This window comes from Methylosinus sp. H3A, from assembly GCF_015709455.1.
Taxonomy (GTDB): domain Bacteria; phylum Pseudomonadota; class Alphaproteobacteria; order Rhizobiales; family Beijerinckiaceae; genus Methylosinus.
Map to the genome: position 1 here is coordinate 731764 of NZ_JADNQW010000005.1, position 17684 is coordinate 749447.

The window sequence follows — 17684 nt, forward strand, 5'->3', positions numbered from 1 at the left end:
CGGGCCCTGGCGCGGCCTATTTCGTCTTGTTGATCGCGTCCGACAGCGTCTTCTCCGTCGAGGCGAGGACATTGGGAACGAGCCGCTCCGAGAAGCCGGCGAGGAAGCTCCAGACGACGAGCAGAGCGAGCTGCTGATTCGGCAAGATCAGCAGCCAGTGAAAGCCGTCGACCGGCTGGCCATTGGCGGTCGCATGCGGCCATTTGGTGATGGCGAGGCCGAGCTCGGCGAAATCTGGAAACAAAGTGCCGCCAAGAAGCTTCGACTGCAGGAAGAAGAAAACGATGAGCGCGCCGCACATGCCGACGACGCCGCGCGAGAGGATCGAGCTCCAGTTCCGCGCATCCTTCAGCACGCCGAGCGTGAGATTATTGCCGCTCGACTGCAAGGACATCAGCCGGCTGAAAAAGGCCCCGAACAGACCCGCGGTCAAAGCCGTATAGGCCGGGAACCAGGAGAAAGGCAGGAAGGGGCCGTCGTTCTTCTCCGGCAGCACATGATAGAAATAGATGTAGAGATAAGGCGCGAGGAACAGGAAGAACGTCAGAATGCCGACATTGATCGTGCGCGACGTCGCCGCCTTTTGCAGCGGCCGGCCATAGAATTTGCGCTGCGCCGACCAGTGAATCTCCTCCAATGCGTCGAGCAGCAGCAGGCGCGCGGCGGCGACGGCGTCGCCTCTCAGCTTCGGAGGCTGCGCCGTATCCACGAGGGTTCTCTTCGCATCCTCGAGGGTCTCCTTCAATCGGACCGCTGTCGGCACGCCTTCCTCAATCGCCTCCTGCGTGCGGCGCGTCAGCTCCGCGAACAAGCGGCTCGGCGGCTCGATCAGAGCGAGGAGCCGCTCGAGCCGATAGGCCTCGTTCCATGTGGAGTGCTCGGAGCCGATGATCGGAAAATTGGCGAGCCGATCGCGCACCTCGTCGAGAATGGGCTGGCCGCGCTCGTCGATCTCGAAGTCGAGAGATTTGATCCGTACATCGAGCGCGCTCAAGAAATGCGCGAGCATCGGATCGGGATAGTCCAAGGGTTCATTGCCCTTGGGAGCGGGCGTATCGAGCATAATTTTGCTCCTGAAAACAAAATAACAGATATCGTCACCGTAGTACGCGACGCCCACGCACGCAAGATTCGCGCACTCGCCGCGGTCACGCGGCGCGCCGCAATGTGCGCGGCCGCACGTCTCAGCGGCCAGGCTCCGGCTACATCGAAGCCATCGAACATCCGAACGAAACGGGAGGACGTGATGAGCTTCGCATTCTCGACCCGCGGCGCCGCGGCCGCTTGTTTCGCCGCCGTCGCCGCGACGGCGATCGTCGTCGCTCCGGCCGCCCGCGCCGAGAGCAATCCTTTCCTCGCGCTCTTCGAGGGCCGCTCCGTCGCAGCGCCGACGCAGGACGCTCGCGTCGCCCGCGAATATCCGACCTCGACCCGCGCTCTGGTCGAGGATCCGACCGGCCAGCCGGCGGGAACCATCACCGTCGACACCAAGAATCGCCAGCTCTATCTCTCGCTGCCGGACGGCCGCGCGATGCGCTATGGCGTCGGCGTCGCCCGCGAGGGCTTCGCCTGGAACGGCCAGACCCGCATCGGCCGCATGGCGCAATGGCCCGATTGGACGCCGCCCGCCGCCATGATGAAGCGACGCCCCGACCTGCCCCGCCACATGGAGGGCGGCGAGAACAATCCGCTCGGCGCCCGCGCGCTCTATCTCTATTCGGGCGAGCGCGACACCATGTTCCGCATCCACGGCTCCAACGAGCCCTGGTCGATCGGACAGGCGGTCTCCTCGGGCTGCATCCGCATGCTCAACGAGGATGTGAGCGATCTCTTCGACCGCGTGAAGCTCGGCGCGCAGGTGATCGTCCTGTGAGCGCGCCGGCGGCCATGGAACAGAAACGTTTCATTAACACCGCCCATAAAAAAGGCGGATTGCGGAAGACGGCGGAGGCGCCCCGGCAGGCCGGCGCAAAGCGGATCATTTTCAACCAATTGGAGCAAAATCCGACGCGTGCGGCGCACAATCTCCGCGCTTGTCGCGCCGCGCGCGCCGACATATACGGACGGCTCCGCTTCGGCGCGGCCCGTCCCATGTTCCGGCGTTTCGCCGTCACCTCACGGCTCCATGCCCACACTCTATCATCATCCGCTCTGCCCCCATTCGCGTTTCGTGAGGCTGATTCTCGCCGAATACGGAATCGAGACGACGCTGATCGAGGAGAGAGCGGCGGAGCGGCGGCGGGAGTTTTTGACGCTCGATCCGGCCGGCCGAACGCCGGTCCTCGTCGACGACGACGGAACCGTGGTTCCGGGCGCGAGCGTCATCGTCGAATATCTCGAGGATTGCCTGCCGCCGGATTTCTCCGGCCTGCGGCTGATGCCGCACGGATTGCGCGAGCGCATCGAGACGCGCCGGCTGATCGACTGGTTCAACGGCAAATTCTTCGAAGAGGTGACGAATTATCTGGTCACGGAGAAAGTCTACAAACGCTTTCTCGCCGCGGAGATCGGCGGCGGCGCGCCGGATATGGACCTGCTGCGGGTCGCGCGGGCCAATCTGCGTCCCCATATCCGCTATATCGGCTATCTGACCGAGGCGCGGCGCTGGCTGGCGGGCGAATCCCTGACCTATGCGGATTTCGCGGCGGCGGCCCATCTCTCCTGCGTCGACTATCTGGGCGACGTGCCATGGGACGAAGACGAGACGGTCAAGCACTGGTATCAGCGCATCAAGTCGCGGCCGGCCTTCCGTCCCCTGCTGGCCGATCGCACGCCGGGCATGACGCCGGGGCCGGTCTACGCCGAGCTGGACTTCTGACCCTCGAGGAGGCGCTGCGCCGCCGCTCGCTCGAGCTCGGCTTCGATCTTTGCGCCATCACGCCCGCCGACGCTCCGGCGAAGGCCGGCGAGCGTCTCGCCGAATGGCTCGCCGTCGGCGCCCATGGCGATATGAGCTGGATGGAGGAGACCGCCGATCGGCGCGCTTCGCCCGAAGCGCTGTGGCCGCAGGCCCGCTCCATCGTCATGCTCGGCGTCGATTATGGCGCGCGAGGCGATCCGCTGGCGACTCTGGCGAAGCCCGATCGCGGCGCGATCTCTCTCTACGCCCGCCGGCGCGATTATCACGAGGTCATCAAGGGCCGGCTGAAGCAGCTCGCCTCCTTCCTGCTGGCGCGGGCGGGCGGCGGCGAGGTCAAGGTCTTCGTCGACACCGCGCCGGTGATGGAGAAGCCGCTGGCCCAGGCCGCCGGGCTCGGCTGGCAGGGCAAGCACACAAATCTCGTCTCGCGGCGCTTCGGCTCCTGGCTGCTGCTCGGCGCGATCTTCACCGACCTCGCGCTGGAGCCGGACACGCCGGAGCAGGACCATTGCGGCTCCTGCCGCAAATGCCTCGACATCTGTCCGACCAAGGCCTTTCCGGCGCCCTATCGGCTCGATGCGCGACGCTGCGTCGCCTATCTCACCATCGAGCACAAGGGCCAGATTCCGCGCGAGTTTCGCGAGGCCGTCGGCAATCGCGTGTTCGGCTGCGACGATTGTCTCGCCGTCTGCCCCTGGAACAAATTCGCGCAAGCGACGCGCGACGCCAAGCTCGCTCTGCGCGAGGAGCTATCCGAGCCCGCCCTCGCCGATCTCGCCGCGCTCGACGATCCGGGCTTTCGCGCATTATTCGCGGGAACGCCGGTCAAGCGCCTCGGCCACGCCCGTTTTCGGCGCAATGTGGCGATCGCGATCGGCAATTCGAAAATTCCGGCGCTCGCTGCCGCGGTCGAGCCGCTGCTCGGTGACCCGTCGCCGCTGGCGCGCGGGGCGGCCGTCTGGGCGCTCGCGCGCCTCTTGCCGGCGGGAGATTTTTCCTCCATCGCCGGGAAGACTCTCCCCGGCGAGGACGACGGCTCCGTACGCGAGGAGTGGGCAAAAGAGACACACTTCTCGAAAAAGTGACGTCGCGACGCAGATTGCCGCGGCGCAACGCCGGCGAATCCATGGATTCGCCGAACCACAAACAGTAGAGTTCTCCGCGCCGCCTTTCAGGCTCGCGCCCTATGCCGAACGCCGCCGCCATGTCCAATGTATCGCGACGCACAATTGACGATCCGGCCGCCGAGGCGGCGCGCCTCTTGGCGCGCCTCAGCATCATGCTGCTGTTCATCATCTCCCAGCTCGCGCCGATCCTGACGCGGCAGACGATCTATATCCTGCTGCCGATCGGCGCCGCTCTGCTGCTGCTCTCCGCGAGTCTCGCGCCGGGGACGCGCCGGTTGCGGGAGATCGCCGTGCTGGCGCTGACGCCGACCGCCCTCGCCGCCTTCTTCTTCGTCGGCTGGACCGGGCTGTCCCTCGCCTGGACGCCCTTCAGCGCCGGACCGGCCGAGCGATTCGCCAAGAGCGCCGCCACTCTGGCGCTCGTCGCGGCCGCTTGCGCGCTGCTGCCCACGCGCACAAAAACCTCCAATCTCAATCTGCTGCCGATCGGCACCGGAGCCGCCGCGGCGGCGCTCGCGGCGGTCGCTCTTCTCTCGGCGGGGGGCGGCGATCAGCCGGTCGATCTCGACAGCAACGCCTTGCAGCGCGCCGGTCTCGGCCTCGCTTTGGCGATCTGGCCGGCGCTCGGCGCGCTGGCGCTGCGCGGCCGCTGGGTTTCCGCCGCCGTCGTCGCTCTCGTCAGCGTCGCGGCCTGCCTGCTGGCGCGGGCGCCCAATGCGCTGCCGGCGCTCATCGTCGGCGCGCTCGTGCTGGCGCTGTCCTTCGGCAAGGCGCGGCGCGCCGGCTCTATTCTGGCGATCCTCTCGGCGGCGTTGATCCTGCTCGCGCCGCTCGCGCCGATGCTGCTGCATCTCGCCGCGCCCGAGCGTCTGCCGGCCTTCGCCGCGCCGCTCGAGACCTGGGGCCGGATCATCGCCAATGACGGGCCGCGACTGCTCATCGGCCATGGCTTCGGCGCGGCCGTGTTCGGCGTGGCCGGCCATTATCTCTATCCGGACACGCCGCGCAGCCTGTTGTTCCAGGTTTGGTTCGATCTCGGCGTTCTCGGCGCGCTCGGCCTCGCGGCCATCGTCGCCCGCGCCTTTTATGTCATCGGGCGGACGCGGCCGGTGCTCGCGCCCTTCCTGCTCGGCGGATTGGCGACGGGGCTGACGATCAGCGTGCTGGGTCCGGCGGCCGAGCAGCTCTGGTGGCTGACGCTCGCCGGCCTCGACGCCATCGCCTTCGCTCTGGTGCTGAAAGGGCAGTTCCGCACGCGGCGTCCGCGCGTCGAGCCCAATTGGGGCATGGGCCGCATCGTCGTGCGGTGACGCCCGCTCACTGCGGACAGGCGATTCCGCGGGCGACGCTGACCTGACCGTCCGAACCTTCGACGCGCGTGACCGCGAGCACGCAATCCTCGTCATCGGCGCCATAGGCGCGGCCGACCAGAATGGCCGGCCCTTCGCCGAAGGGACGCAGCGCCGTCGCGCTGTCGCCGAAAGCTGCTTTCTCGATCGGGGCCGGGACGGCGGGAGCTTCGGAGCGCGCCCCGAGCGAGGGAGTGGCGGCGACGGCCGCGCCGAGGTTGACGGCGATGGTCACGCCGAGAAGGATTCGCGACGTGAGGGTCGTGGAGGGATTGCTCGATACGGCCATGATTCGACGCTCCCGGCGATGAGCCGACGGGAGCGAAGAAATCTCCCCGAAGCGTCGGCCGCGCCTCTCATGGGCTGTAACGCGGCGACGTCGGCATTGGTTGCAGGAGCCGTAGAATCCGAAAGGCGAGAGCGGAGCCTCGCCCCGGCCTCACTCGCAGACGCGGGTCGGGCGATAGCCGACGACGACGCCATATTCGTCGAACAACGGGCGACGCTCGCGCCAGCAGCGATAGGGCGGCGGCGCTTCATAGACGGGCGCCGGATAATAGGCGGGCGCGCCATAATAGGGCGGCGGCGGCGGAACCGGACGCGCGGCGCCGCCGGCGAGCGCGCCGAGCGCAAAGCCGCCGATGCCCGCTGCAATGGCCGCGCCGGGATCTCCCGCTGCGGCCGGCGCGGCCGTCACGATCGGCGCCGCGGCGAGGCCGAGCGCGACGAAGGCGCCCGCGATTTTCCGTGCCGAAATCTCCTTCATCACTTTCTCCATGACCTCCGGGGCTTCGCTCGGACGGCTGTGTCCCCGAGTCGCTCCCTTGCGCGCGCCGAGCGCGTCGATGAAAACCAGAAAACGTAAATGAACGGCGAAAACGTGGCCGTGCCGCTCACGCCCGTGCGATTTTCGCCGGGCGATGCGCTCACGCCACAGCGCCGCGACGCGGCTGCTCGGGAACGGGAAAACGCAGCACGATGCGCGTGCCTTTGCGGCGGATCGCCGGGCTCTGCGCGACGATCGTTCCGCCCATCGCCTCGACGAGGCCGCGGCAGATGGAGAGGCCGAGGCCAGTGCCCGCCTTGCGGCCGTCGACGCGCCCGCCGCGGTAGAATTTCTCGAATATGCGCTCGAGATCGCCCGGCTTCACGCCCGGCCCTTCGTCGGTCACGGTGACCAGCAGATCGGCGCCCTCGCGGCGCGCATAGACGGAGGCCGCGCCCCCTCCGTATTTATTCGCATTGTCGAGCAGGTTGAACAAAATCTGCCCGAGCAGGCCGGCGTCGCCCCGAATCGCCGGCAAGTCCGGCGCGAGACTCACCGAGACTTTCAGCTGCGGAAATTCCTTCCGGCTGCGCTCGACCGCCGCGCGCGCCGCATCGCCGACGTCGACGAGTTCCCGGCGGGGCGCGAGCGCGCCCGATTCGATGCGCGACATGTCGAGGAGATTGACGACGAAGCGGGACAGACGCGCCGCCTCTTCCTCGATCGAGGCGAGGAGGTCGAGCCGATCCGCATCCGCGAGCCGATCGCCGAGCTGGCGCAGGCTGGTGACGGCTCCGGTGATGGAGGCGAGCGGCGTGCGCAAATCATGCGAGAGCGAGGCGAGGAGCGTCGTGCGCAGCTTCTCATTCTCCTCGAGCGCGGCGGCGCGCACCGATTCCCCGACGAGAAGCGAGCGATCCACGGCGATCGCCGTCTGCTCGAGAATGGCGGTCAGCATTCTCTCGCTCTGCGCCGAGGGCGTCTCCTCCGCATTCTTCGGCTCGAGCCCGATCACCGCCACCACGCCGCGCGTCGTCGCCAGCGGGCGAAACGCGAAGCGTATGTTGGGCAGCGTGCCGCTGCGCAATCCCGCGGGCTCGGCGCGCTCGAAGGCCCAACGCGCGGCGCCGGCCTCCTTGGCGTCCAATTGGTCGATGGGCGGCCAGGCGGCGGAGATCGTCAATTCCCCTTCGTCTGGAACGAGCAGAACCACGCATTTCGCGTCGAGCGCCTTTTGCGCCTGCACGGCCGCGGCCCATAGCACATCGTCGAGCGAGGCCGCGCTCGACAGTTTGCGCGAGAATTCGAACAAGGATTGCGCCGCCTCCGCCCGCGCGCGCATGGCGCGCGACTGCTCGCGCACACGGCCGGCGAGCGTGCCCGTCACTATGGCGACCAAAGTGTAGACCAGCAGCGACAGGAATTCGTGCGGCTGCGAAATGGTCAGCTCATAGCGCGGATCGACGAAGAAGAAATCAAAGGCGAAAAAAGACAGGATCGAGGCCGCGACCGCGGACCACACGCCCGCCGCCAGCGCACAGAACACGACCGAGGCGAGAAAGATCATCCCGAGATTGGGAAGACGCAACCAAGCATCGAGCGGCCATGCGACGAGAGTGGCGAAAGCGACGGAGGCGAGCGTCGCGCCGACGCCGCGCCAGAACTCGCCATGCGCAGGATGCGACGCTGGCCGCCGCGACTGCTCGGCCGCTTTTTCGTGGCCGTCGGTGATCACTTGCACGGCGATGTCGGCGGAGCGTCGCACGATCTCGTCGGTCAAAGATTTGCGTCTCAGCCGCGCGAAAAGCCCCGCGCGCGAGCGGCCGACGACGATCTGCGTGATGTTCTCTCGCCGCGCGAAACGCAGCGCCTCGCCGGCGAGATCGCGCCCGGCGACGCGCTCGACCTCTCCGCCGAGACGCTCGGCGAGACGTAGCGCCTCGTCGATGCGTCGCGTGCGCTCTGCATCCTGCTCCTCCTCCCCGATACGCTCGACATGCAGCGCGATCCAGGGCGCATTGAGTCCCGTCGCGAGGCGCGCGCCGGCGCGCACGACAGGCTCCGCCAGACTGTCGCCGCCGACGCAGACGAGCAGCCGCTCCGACGTCGCCCAAGGGCCCTCTATGGCGTTCTGCCGCAGATAGTCGACCATTTGATCGTCGACGCGCTCGGCCGTGCGGCGCAGCGCCAGCTCGCGCAACGCCGTGAGATTGCGCGGCGTGAAAAAATGCTGCACGGCGCGCCGCGCCATATCGGGCACATAGACCTTGCCCTCTTTCAATCGCTGCAGCAGCTCGTCCGGCGTCACATCGACGAGCACGACCTCGGCCGCATCCTGCAAAACGCGATCGGGAACCGTCTCGCGCACGGCGACGCCCGTGATGCGTGAAACCACATCGGCGAGACTCTCGAGATGCTGAATGTTGAGCGCGGTCCAGACGTCCACGCCCAAATCGAGCAGCTCCTCCACATCCTGCCAGCGCTTGGGGTGGCGGCTGTCCGGCGCATTGCTGTGCGCGAGCTCGTCGACGACGATGAGCGCCGGATGACGCGCGAGCGCCGCGTCCACGTCGAATTCCTCGAGCGTGCGGCCGCGATAGTCGATCTTGCGGCGCGGCAAGGTCTCGAGGCCTTCCGCCAACGCCTCCGTCTCGCGCCGCCCATGCGTCTCGACGAGGCCGATGACGACATCGACGCCATCGGCCTTCAGCGCGCGGGCGCGGGCCAGCATGGCGTAGGTCTTGCCGACGCCCGGCGCCGCGCCGACAAAGACGCGCAGCTTGCCGCGCTTCTCCCGATCCGCGAGCGCGAGCAGCGCATCCGGGTCCGGCCGGCGTTCGAAATCGTTTCCCGCCTCCGCCATATTCCCCCGCTCTCGCAACGCTCGTGCTCCAACGAAACAAGATGCGCAACGCGCGCCGGCCGCGCAAGCGCGCGAGCTCGAAATTTCCCCGCTTACGCCCAGTCTTTATGAAGCCCTTATACGATCGGTCGAATCGCGAATGGCTCCCTTACGGCTTTGCGGCGCATGCTGGCGCCGTCGACCCTTCAGGAGACGCGAGAATGTTCCAAATCATCAGCGCGGCGATCGCCGCCCTGTCGCTCGTCGCAGCCTATGCCGCAGCTTGGCGCATCTATCGAAGCGCCTGGGACCGAACGCCGACGGCAGAGCCAGGCAGACCGAAAATGACGCGCGCGCGAGCCCTCGTTCTGCTTTTGCGCCGTCGCCGCCAGATGAGGGCGCGATACGCCGGCATGGGGCGGACAGCAAACAGGAATCTCGCGAAGGCGTAACTCTCGAACCTCACACAGGAGCCGATCCATGCTCGATCTCGCCTATCTCGGCCTCAGCGCCATTTTCTTCGCGCTGATGGGAGCCTATGCGCGTTTCTGCGGAAGATTGTGAAAGGACAAACCCATGTTCGAACCCGCGCTCGGCTTGGGCGTCGCCGTCTTGCTCGGCGCCTATCTCCTCTACACGCTTCTTCATCCCGAAAAATTCTGACGAGCCTTCGTCACGAACTTTGTCAGAGGATCCTCAAATGAACGCCATCGGTCTGGCGCAAATCGCGATCGTGCTCGCAGCCGTGCTGGCCGCAGCCGTTCCGCTCGGCGCCTATGTCGCGCGCGTGCTCTCCGGCCAGCGCAATTTTCTCTCGCCGATACTCTCGCCGGTCGAGAGGCTTTTCTACAAATTGTCGGGCGTCGATCCGGCGCGCGAGCAGAGCTGGCTCTCCTATGCGATCGCCATGCTCGCCTTCAGCGTGGCCGGCTTCGCCTCGCTCTATGCGTTGCAGCGCTTTCAGCATCTGCTGCCGCTCGATCCGCAGGGATTCGATCCGGTTCCGCCCGATCTCGCCTTCAACACCTCGATCAGCTTCGTCACCAACACCAATTGGCAGAATTACGCCGGCGAGACGACGATGAGCCATCTCACGCAGATGCTCGGGCTGACCGTGCATAATTTCGTCTCGGCCGCGACCGGCCTCGCAATGGCTTTCGCGCTGGCGCGCGGATTCGCGCGCGTGGAATCGCCGACGGTCGGCAATTTCTGGGTCGATCTCACGCGCTCCATTCTCTATCTGCTGCTGCCTCTCGCAATCGTCTTCGCGCTCGCCCTCGCCGCGCTCGGCGTTCCGCAGACGCTCGCAGGCTCGCTCGAGGCGACGACGCTCGAGGGCGCCAAGCAGATCATCTCGATCGGCCCGGTCGCCAGCCAGGAGGCGATCAAGGAGCTCGGCACCAATGGCGGCGGCTTCTTCAACGCCAATTCCGCGCATCCTTTCGAGAGCCCCGACGCCATCACCAATTCGCTCGAGATTTTCGCGCTGCTCGTCATTCCCTTCTCGCTCGCTTTCGCCTTCGGCCGCGTCGTCGGCGACATTCGCCAGGGGCGCGCGATCGCGATCACCATGCTGATCGTGCTCGTCGCCGGCGTCGCCGTCGCCTATTGGGCCGAGGCTGGCGGCAATCCGTTGCTCACCGAGATCGGCGTCGATCCGTCGCCCGGCAATATGGAGGGCAAGGAAGTGCGCTTCGGCGTCGCCACCAGCGCGCTCTTCGCCGCCGCGACGACCGGCACAAGCACGGGCGCGGTCAATTCCATGCATGATTCCTTCATGCCGCTCGGCGGACTCGTGCCGCTATTCAACATGCTGATGGGCTCGATCGCGCCCGGCGGCGTCGGCGCGGGTCTCTATGGCTTCCTCGTTCTCGTCATCGTCGCCGTCTTCGTCGCCGGCCTCATGGTCGGCCGCACGCCGGAATATCTCGGCAAGAAGATCGAGACGCGCGAGATGAAGCTCGCCATGCTCGCCGTGCTCGTCTATCCGCTCTGCGTGCTGGGCTTTTCGGCGGCCTCGGTGATGCTGAAGACAGCGCTCGACAGCCTGAGCAACGCCGGCCCGCACGGGCTCTCGGAGATTCTCTACGCCTTCGCCTCGACGACCGACAATAATGGCTCGGCCTTCGCGGGGCTCTCCGGCAACACGCTCTGGTACAATACGACGCTCGGCCTCGCCATGGCGTTTGGCCGCTTCGCCTATGTGATCCCCGTGCTCGCCATCGCCGGCGCGCTCGCCCAGAAGAAACGGGCGCCGGCGTCGAGCGGCGCCTTCCCGACGCATGGTCCGCTGTTCGTCGGATTGCTGATCGGCGTCATCATCATCCTCTATCTGCTGCAATATTTCCCTGCGCTCGCGCTCGGCCCGATCGTCGAGCATTTCCTGCTGCAGGCCGGCAAGCTCTTCTGAACGGAGTTCGCACAATGTCTTCGAAAATATCGGCTCCCGGCCTATTCGATCGGGCCATACTGCGCCGCGCCGCGATCGACGCGTTCCGCAAGCTCGATCCGCGCGCGCTCGCGCGCAATCCGGTGATCTTCGTCACGGAGGTCGTCTCCGCCGTGGTGACGATCCTCTTCATTCGCGATCTCGTCGCGAAGGATGGAGATACGCTCTTCTCCGGCCAGATCGCCGCTTGGCTATGGTTCACCGTGCTCTTCGCCAATTTCGCGGAAGCGGTGGCGGAAGGGCGCGGCAAGGCGCAGGCCGACGCGCTTCGCCGCACGCGCAGCGACACCAAGGCGAAGCTGCGCAAAGGCGGCGCTGTCGAGACGGTCTCGGCGCTCGATTTGCGAATCGGCGACGTCGTGCTCGTCGAAGCGGGCGATCTCGTCCCCGGCGACGGCGAGATCGTCGCCGGCGTCGCTTCCGTCAACGAATCCGCCATCACCGGCGAATCCGCGCCAGTCATTCGCGAGGCCGGCGGCGACCGCTCGGCCGTCACGGGCGGCACGAGCGTGCTCTCCGATTGGATCGAAGTGAAGATCACAGCGGCGCCAGGCGCGACCTTCATCGACCGCATGATCGCGCTCGTCGAGGGCGCCGAGCGGCAGAAGACGCCCAACGAGCTCGCTCTGTCGATCCTTCTGTCGGGACTGACGATCATCTTCCTCATCGTCTGCGTGACGCTGTGGCCGCTCGCCAATTACTCGGGAACGGTGCTGTCGCTCACCGTGCTCGCGGCGCTACTCGTCTGCCTCATTCCGACGACGATCGGCGGCTTGCTGTCGGCGATCGGCATCGCCGGCATGGATCGGCTCATCCGCTTCAATGTCATCGCCACATCGGGACGCGCGGTGGAGGCGGCGGGCGATGTCGACACGCTGCTGCTCGACAAGACCGGAACCATCACATTCGGCAATCGCATGGCGGATGAATTCATCGCAGTCGGCGGCGTCGGCGAGCACGAGCTCGCCGAGGCGACCTTGTTGGCGTCGCTCGCCGACGAGACGCCGGAGGGACGTTCCATCGTCGCGCTGGCGCGCAGCCGCTACGGCCTCGCGGCGCCGGAGCTCGGGACCGACGCGCGCGTCGTGCCCTTCACCGCGCATCTGCGCATGTCCGGCGTCGATCTGCCGGGCCGCTCCCTGCGCAAAGGCGCCGTCGACGCCATACTCGCGCAGACCGATGCGAGCGGCGAACGCGACGCCCCCGCGGCCGCGCGCATGAGCGGCGCCGTCGCGGAAATTCTGGAGCGCGCCGGACATTCGCAAACCCGCGCGCCCGAAGATTTCACCCGCGCCGTGGAGCGCATCTCGCGCGCCGGCGGCACGCCGCTCGCCGTCAGCGAAAATGGAAGGCTGCTCGGCGTCGTGCATTTGAAGGACATCATCAAGCCCGACATAAAGGCGCGCTTCGCGGAGCTGCGCGCCATGGGCATAAAGACGGTGATGGTGACGGGCGACAATCCCATCACCGCGGCGGCCATCGCCTCGGAAGCCGGCGTCGATGATTTCATCGCCCAAGCGACTCCAGAGGACAAGCTCACTTATATACGCAAGGAGCAGCAGGGCGGCCGCCTCATCGCGATGTGCGGCGACGGCACCAATGACGCGCCGGCGCTGGCGCAGGCCGATGTCGGCGTCGCCATGCAGACCGGCACCCAGGCGGCGCGCGAAGCGGGCAATATGGTCGATCTCGACAGCGATCCGACCAAGCTCATCGAGATCGTCGCCATCGGCAAGCAGCTGTTGATGACGCGCGGCTCGCTGACGACCTTCTCCATCGCCAATGACGTCGCCAAATATTTCGCTATCATCCCGGCGCTGTTCGTCGTGACCTATCCAGAGCTCGACGCGCTCAATGTGATGAAGCTCGCCTCGCCGCAATCGGCGATCCTGTCGGCGGTGGTGTTCAACGCGCTGATCATCGTCGCGCTCATTCCGCTCGCGCTGAAAGGCGTCGCCTATCGGCCCGTCGGCGCCGCGGCGCTGCTGCGGCGAAACCTGCTGATCTATGGGCTCGGCGGAGTCATCATCCCCTTCGTCGGCATAAAGATCATCGATCTCATCGTCACCGCTCTTCATCTCGCTTGAGGAAACCTCCCATGTCGTCGCATATTCGTCCGGCGATCGTGATGATCGTCCTATTCACCCTGCTCACCGGCGTCGCTTATCCGCTGGCGATAACCGGCATAGCGCAGCTCGCCTTTCCGGAGCGGGCCAATGGCAGCCTCGTCGAGCGCGAGGGCATCGTCGTCGGCTCCGCGCTGATCGGCCAGAATTTCGCGTCCGACCGCTATTTCCACGGCCGCCCTTCGGCGACCACGGCGCCGGACCCCAATGATTCGAGCAAGACCGTCGACGCGCCCTATAACGCCGCCAATTCCGGCGGCTCCAATCTGGGCCCGACGTCGAAAAAGCTCATCGATCGCGTCGACGCCGCGATAGAGGCGGAATTCGCGGCGGGACGCATAGATGTCGTCGCGGCCGACGCGGTGACGACCTCCGCCTCGGGTCTCGATCCGCATATCTCGCCGCGCTTCGCGCTGGCGCAAGCCGCGGCCGTGGCGGCGGCGCGCGGCCTGCCGGAGGCGCGGGTGCGCGCGCTCGTCGAAGCGAATGTCGAGGCGCGGCTCATGGGCTTCATCGGCGAGCCGCGCGTCAATGTGCTCGCGCTCAATCTGGCGCTGGACACGCTCGCGCGAGCGCAGGCGTCGCGGTGAGCCGCCCTCTTCCGTCCGGAGGCGCGAAGCCCTATTGAAGGGGCGACGTCACCTTATCCGGATCATGCGATGAATGTCCTGCTCATCGGCTCCGGCGGCCGCGAACATGCGATCGCCCGAGCTCTCTCGAAAAGCGCGCTTCTCTCGCGACTCTACGCGGCGCCCGGCAATCCGGGCATGGCGGAGGTCGCGGAGCTCGCTCGTCTCGACGCCTCGGATCACGCCGCCGTCGCACGTTTCTGCGCGGAAAAGACCATCGAGCTCGTCGTGATCGGGCCCGAGCAGCCGCTCGTCGAAGGTCTCGCCGATTCGCTGCGCGAAAAGGGCGTCGCCGTGTTCGGCCCATCCAAGGCCGCCGCGCGTCTCGAAGGCTCGAAAGGCTTCGTCAAGGATCTCTGCCGAGCCAACGCTATTCCGACCGCCGACTACCAGCGCTTCGACGATGAGAAGAAGGCGCTCGCCTATCTGCGTGAAAAAGGCGCGCCGATCGTGGTGAAGGCCGACGGCCTGGCCGCAGGCAAGGGCGTCGTCGTCGCCGAGACGCTCGAGGAGGCCGAGCGCGCTGTCGACTCCATGTTCTCCGGCGCCTTCGGCAAATCGGGCGCGGAGGTGGTTATCGAAGAAAAGCTCGAGGGCGAAGAGGCCTCCTTCTTCGTGCTCTGCGACGGGACGCGCGCATTGCCCTTCGCCTCGGCGCAGGATCACAAGCGCGCGGGCGACGGCGACACCGGGCCGAACACCGGCGGCATGGGCGCCTATTCGCCGGCGCCCTGCTTCACCGCCGAGATCGAAGCGCGCGTGATGAGCGAGATCGTCGCGCCGACGCTGCGCGCCCTGCGCGAAATGGGCGCGCCTTTCCAAGGCGTGCTCTTCGTCGGGCTGATGCTGACGAAACAGGGACCGAAGCTGATCGAATTCAATGTGCGCTTCGGCGATCCGGAGACGCAGGCGATGCTGCCGCGTCTCGAGGACGATCTCCTCGAGCTCATGCTCGCCGCGGCGAAAGGCGCGCTGCCGGATGCGCCGCTGCGCTTCTCGCCGCAGACCGCGCTCACCGTCGTGCTGGCGGCGAAATTCTATCCGGGAACGCCGCTGACGGGCACGGAAATAAAAGGGGTCGCGCGCGCCAGCGAAATTGCGGGCGTCGTCGTCACCCATGCGGGCACGCGGCGGGACGCCGACAAGCTCGTCGCCGCCGGCGGGCGCGTGCTGAACGTCACCGGGCTCGGCGACACTGTTCGCGAGGCGCAGGCGCTCGCCTATAAGGGCGTCGAAGCGATCGACTGGCCCGAGGGCTTTTGTCGGCGCGACATTGGCTGGCGCGCGATCTAGAGTCTTTCCGTGTTTCATTGAAACACGGAAAGACTCTATGCTTTTGTTTTGACGCGTTTCCAACGCCGAACCGGTGTCCACTTCGGCTGGAAACGCTAGCACGCGAGCGGTCGTTATGAGGAGGCCACATGGACAAGATCGAGCCCAATCTCACCGGCGTGCCGGAGACCATGTTGTGGACGCTGCACAATCGCGCCGGCGAGGCGTTGCGCGCGGATGGCCTGCTGCATGACCAAAAGCTCGTCGAAATCTATCGCGCGCTCGATTACGATTATGAAGCGAGCTTCGGAAAGGCGCAGCCCTCGCACGCCAGCCGCGCCGTCGTCTTCGACACTGAGATACGCGCCTTTTTGAAAGCGCATCCGAATGGCGTGATCGTCAATCTCGGCGAAGGATTGGAGACGCACAGGTTTCGCATCGCCGACAATGGCGCAGCGCTGTGGATCACCGTCGATCTGCCGGAATCCATCGCCATACGCGAACGCTTCATAAAGCCCGATGACCGCCATCGCCATGTGGCGCTGAGCGCGCTCGACCGCCGCTGGTTCGACGAGGTTCCGCGCGGGCGCCCTGTCTTCGTCACGGCGCAAGGCCTGCTCATGTATCTTCCGCCCGAGGAAACCGCGTCGCTGCTGCGCGATATGGCGCTGCGCTTTCCGAAAGCGCAGCTGCTGTTCGACCATGTTCCGCGCTGGCTGTCGAAAGCGACGCTGAAAGGCCATAGGCTCACGCCGAATTTCACCATTCCGCCCATGCCCTGGGGAGTTGACCGCAGCGAGATCGAGCCGACGATGCGAAGCTGGGCGGTGATCGAGACGGTGGAGACTTTCGATTACCGACTCTATCGCGGGTGGCGCGGGCTCGTGTTTCGATGGCTCTCGCGCTTTGCTTTCTGGCGCGAGCGCGTCCCCGCGATCACGCGCGTGACCTTCGCCTGACGAGAGGCCGCGGCGAAGCCAAAAAGAACGCGATCGAGCATCGGCCCTATTATCGCCATGGTGAAGCTGGAATGCTCCAATGAGCTACGCCATTCGGCGAGCATGACGAAATTTGCCTGAACGCCATTTCGACGATCGAAAAAGCCGCCCTGCGACGCATGTCGATCGGAATATCGTAAGGAGCCAAGTCATGAGCGACGACAGCTGGGATTATGACGAAGCCGCCGATTTCGTGCAGAAAAACGCGCAGCCGGGCATGGCGCGGGAGCTGCTTCGCGCCGCCTCGACGCCGCTCGACAAGAATTATCCCAATATTTTCGTGCGCTATTACTCCTTGCCCGATTGGCTCGCCACTTACAGCCAGCCCGGCCCCTCGCGATTCCTCGCTTCGTCGCAACCACATTTCAAACGCACGGCCATCCGCCAGCGTCCATTCCAGCAAGTCGTTCACGAATACCGATTTGCGGCGCATGAATATCAGCAGGATGTCGTCGAAGCATTCGCGCCGATCCGCGGCGGCAAGACCGGGCAGGCGCTGCTCGGGGAGATCGCCGCCAATAAGCGTCGCTCCGTCTCCATCATGCCGCACGACCATTGGGCGCATGTGCTGCTACCCGGCCCGCTCAACGCCTCGCCGCGGCCGATTTTTCCCAAGACGAACCTCGGATATGTGAGCGACGGCTTGCGCGGCAATGATGCGGATTCCTATGCGAAAGGCGCGCCTGTGCGTAGCGACGACAATGAGCCAGAAGGCGGCGTCGGCACAGGCAGAGGCGCCGATGTCCTGCTCTACTATTCGCCCGCGGATTGGCTGGCGAAAGACTCCTCCTTCGCTGGATCACGACCAGACGAAGTGCTGTTTCATGAGCTCGTCCATGTGACGCGGGAGCTGCGCGGCCTGCAGACGCGGCTCCCGGTCGAGGGAGGCGGCGGCTATGGAAACGAGGAAGAATATCTCGCCACGATGCTGACCAATCTCTATCTGTCCGAAAAAGGCGCGCCTCTGCGTGGAGCCTATGACGGCCCCGGCGGCCGACCGACCAAGATAGAGGTGAATGGCGAGCCGATGTTCTATGTGATCGCGGCCCCGCCCAAGAACTGGGACATAATGAGGGATCCAGATGCGTTCTATGGCAATCCGGGCAAGACGAGCATGTCTCCGGAGGCTCTGATCACGCGATTCAAAAGCACGCAACGAGGCTTTTATCGCGATTTGTCGCTGCTTCCCGAAAGCCGGCCCAAGTTCAATCCAATCCGGGAATATGAGCGTCGCCACCAGCCTTGATCGCCGTGCGCGGGGCGGCG

The 17684-nt window shown here is 66.1% G+C and carries 15 protein-coding genes; 11 read left to right on the forward strand and 4 right to left on the reverse strand.

Translation table 11 applies throughout. The features are described from left to right. Positions 1–16: 16 nt before the first annotated feature. A complete protein-coding gene (locus IY145_RS06580; protein WP_196407467.1) occupies positions 17–1063 on the reverse strand; it encodes a hypothetical protein in 1047 nt (348 codons plus the stop codon). Positions 1064–1246: 183 nt separating this feature from the next. Here IY145_RS06580 and IY145_RS06585 point away from each other — a divergent pair, with 183 nt between their 5' ends. From IY145_RS06585 to IY145_RS06600, 4 genes are all read left to right on the forward strand, one after another. Beyond that, on the forward strand, positions 1247–1873 hold the full coding sequence (locus IY145_RS06585) for a L,D-transpeptidase (protein ID WP_196407468.1): 627 nt from the start codon (positions 1247–1249) through the stop codon (positions 1871–1873). 252 nt (positions 1874–2125) lie between these two features. Then, positions 2126–2818, forward strand: a complete 693-nt coding sequence (locus IY145_RS06590; protein ID WP_196407469.1) for a glutathione S-transferase family protein — start codon at positions 2126–2128, stop codon at positions 2816–2818. Positions 2819–2832: 14 nt separating this feature from the next. Beyond that, positions 2833–3945, forward strand: a complete 1113-nt coding sequence (gene queG / locus IY145_RS06595; protein WP_246722222.1) for a tRNA epoxyqueuosine(34) reductase QueG — start codon at positions 2833–2835, stop codon at positions 3943–3945. Positions 3946–4064: 119 nt separating this feature from the next. Further along, entirely contained in the window at positions 4065–5297 is a 1233-nt protein-coding gene (locus IY145_RS06600) for a hypothetical protein (protein WP_196407470.1), read from the forward strand. Between the two features lie 7 nt (positions 5298–5304). Here IY145_RS06600 and IY145_RS06605 read toward each other — a convergent pair whose 3' ends face one another. From IY145_RS06605 to IY145_RS06615, 3 genes are all read right to left on the reverse strand, one after another. Beyond that, a complete protein-coding gene (locus tag IY145_RS06605) occupies positions 5305–5625 on the reverse strand; it encodes a hypothetical protein (protein ID WP_196407471.1) in 321 nt (106 codons plus the stop codon). A 150-nt stretch (positions 5626–5775) separates the two neighbouring features. Further along, the gene (locus IY145_RS06610; protein ID WP_246721826.1) at positions 5776–6102 is read right to left on the reverse strand and encodes a hypothetical protein; all 327 of its coding nucleotides are present in this window, start codon (positions 6100–6102) and stop codon (positions 5776–5778) included. Positions 6103–6262: 160 nt separating this feature from the next. Further along, entirely contained in the window at positions 6263–8965 is a 2703-nt protein-coding gene (locus tag IY145_RS06615; protein WP_196407473.1) for a sensor histidine kinase KdpD, read from the reverse strand. A gap of 555 nt (positions 8966–9520) precedes the next feature. Between IY145_RS06615 and kdpF the strand changes: the two genes are divergently transcribed. The 7 genes from kdpF to IY145_RS06650 all read left to right on the forward strand — a co-directional run bounded on the left by kdpF (position 9521) and on the right by IY145_RS06650 (position 17664). Further along, positions 9521–9607, forward strand: coding sequence for a K(+)-transporting ATPase subunit F (gene kdpF, locus IY145_RS06620; RefSeq protein ID WP_196410437.1), 87 nt, complete (start codon positions 9521–9523; stop codon positions 9605–9607). 37 nt (positions 9608–9644) lie between these two features. Next, positions 9645–11354: a potassium-transporting ATPase subunit KdpA gene (gene kdpA, locus IY145_RS06625; RefSeq protein ID WP_196407474.1), complete on the forward strand. Its 1710-nt coding sequence runs from the start codon at positions 9645–9647 to the stop codon at positions 11352–11354. 14 nt (positions 11355–11368) lie between these two features. After that, on the forward strand, positions 11369–13480 hold the full coding sequence (kdpB, locus tag IY145_RS06630; protein ID WP_196407475.1) for a potassium-transporting ATPase subunit KdpB: 2112 nt from the start codon (positions 11369–11371) through the stop codon (positions 13478–13480). 11 nt (positions 13481–13491) lie between these two features. Then, complete coding sequence (kdpC, locus tag IY145_RS06635) at positions 13492–14109, forward strand: potassium-transporting ATPase subunit KdpC (RefSeq protein ID WP_196407476.1); 618 nt, start codon at positions 13492–13494, stop codon at positions 14107–14109. Positions 14110–14178: 69 nt separating this feature from the next. Continuing rightward, positions 14179–15441 (forward strand): phosphoribosylamine--glycine ligase, encoded by a 1263-nt coding sequence (purD, locus tag IY145_RS06640; protein ID WP_196407477.1) that lies wholly within the window; start codon positions 14179–14181, stop codon positions 15439–15441. Between the two features lie 128 nt (positions 15442–15569). Next, positions 15570–16379: a class I SAM-dependent methyltransferase gene (locus IY145_RS06645; protein ID WP_196407478.1), complete on the forward strand. Its 810-nt coding sequence runs from the start codon at positions 15570–15572 to the stop codon at positions 16377–16379. Between the two features lie 190 nt (positions 16380–16569). Continuing rightward, positions 16570–17664 carry a M91 family zinc metallopeptidase gene (locus tag IY145_RS06650; protein WP_196407479.1) on the forward strand — a complete coding sequence of 365 codons (1095 nt, stop codon included), beginning with the start codon at positions 16570–16572 and terminating at the stop codon, positions 17662–17664. The last annotated feature ends 20 nt before the right edge of the window (positions 17665–17684 follow it).

Excerpts from the sequence above, each read along its gene's own strand:
- IY145_RS06580 (WP_196407467.1), bottom strand. The coding sequence starts at position 1,063 with ATGCTCGATACGCCCGCTCCCAAGGGCAATGAACCCTTGGACTATCCC.
- IY145_RS06585 (WP_196407468.1), top strand. The coding sequence starts at position 1,247 with ATGAGCTTCGCATTCTCGACCCGCGGCGCCGCGGCCGCTTGTTTCGCC.
- IY145_RS06590 (WP_196407469.1), top strand. The coding sequence starts at position 2,126 with ATGCCCACACTCTATCATCATCCGCTCTGCCCCCATTCGCGTTTCGTG.
- IY145_RS06600 (WP_196407470.1), top strand. The coding sequence starts at position 4,065 with ATGTCCAATGTATCGCGACGCACAATTGACGATCCGGCCGCCGAGGCG.
- IY145_RS06605 (WP_196407471.1), bottom strand. The coding sequence starts at position 5,625 with ATGGCCGTATCGAGCAATCCCTCCACGACCCTCACGTCGCGAATCCTT.
- IY145_RS06610 (WP_246721826.1), bottom strand. The coding sequence starts at position 6,102 with ATGAAGGAGATTTCGGCACGGAAAATCGCGGGCGCCTTCGTCGCGCTC.
- IY145_RS06615 (WP_196407473.1), bottom strand. The coding sequence starts at position 8,965 with ATGGCGGAGGCGGGAAACGATTTCGAACGCCGGCCGGACCCGGATGCG.
- kdpF (WP_196410437.1), top strand. The coding sequence starts at position 9,521 with ATGTTCGAACCCGCGCTCGGCTTGGGCGTCGCCGTCTTGCTCGGCGCC.
- kdpA (WP_196407474.1), top strand. The coding sequence starts at position 9,645 with ATGAACGCCATCGGTCTGGCGCAAATCGCGATCGTGCTCGCAGCCGTG.
- kdpB (WP_196407475.1), top strand. The coding sequence starts at position 11,369 with ATGTCTTCGAAAATATCGGCTCCCGGCCTATTCGATCGGGCCATACTG.
- kdpC (WP_196407476.1), top strand. The coding sequence starts at position 13,492 with ATGTCGTCGCATATTCGTCCGGCGATCGTGATGATCGTCCTATTCACC.
- purD (WP_196407477.1), top strand. The coding sequence starts at position 14,179 with ATGAATGTCCTGCTCATCGGCTCCGGCGGCCGCGAACATGCGATCGCC.
- IY145_RS06645 (WP_196407478.1), top strand. The coding sequence starts at position 15,570 with ATGGACAAGATCGAGCCCAATCTCACCGGCGTGCCGGAGACCATGTTG.
- IY145_RS06650 (WP_196407479.1), top strand. The coding sequence starts at position 16,570 with ATGAGCGACGACAGCTGGGATTATGACGAAGCCGCCGATTTCGTGCAG.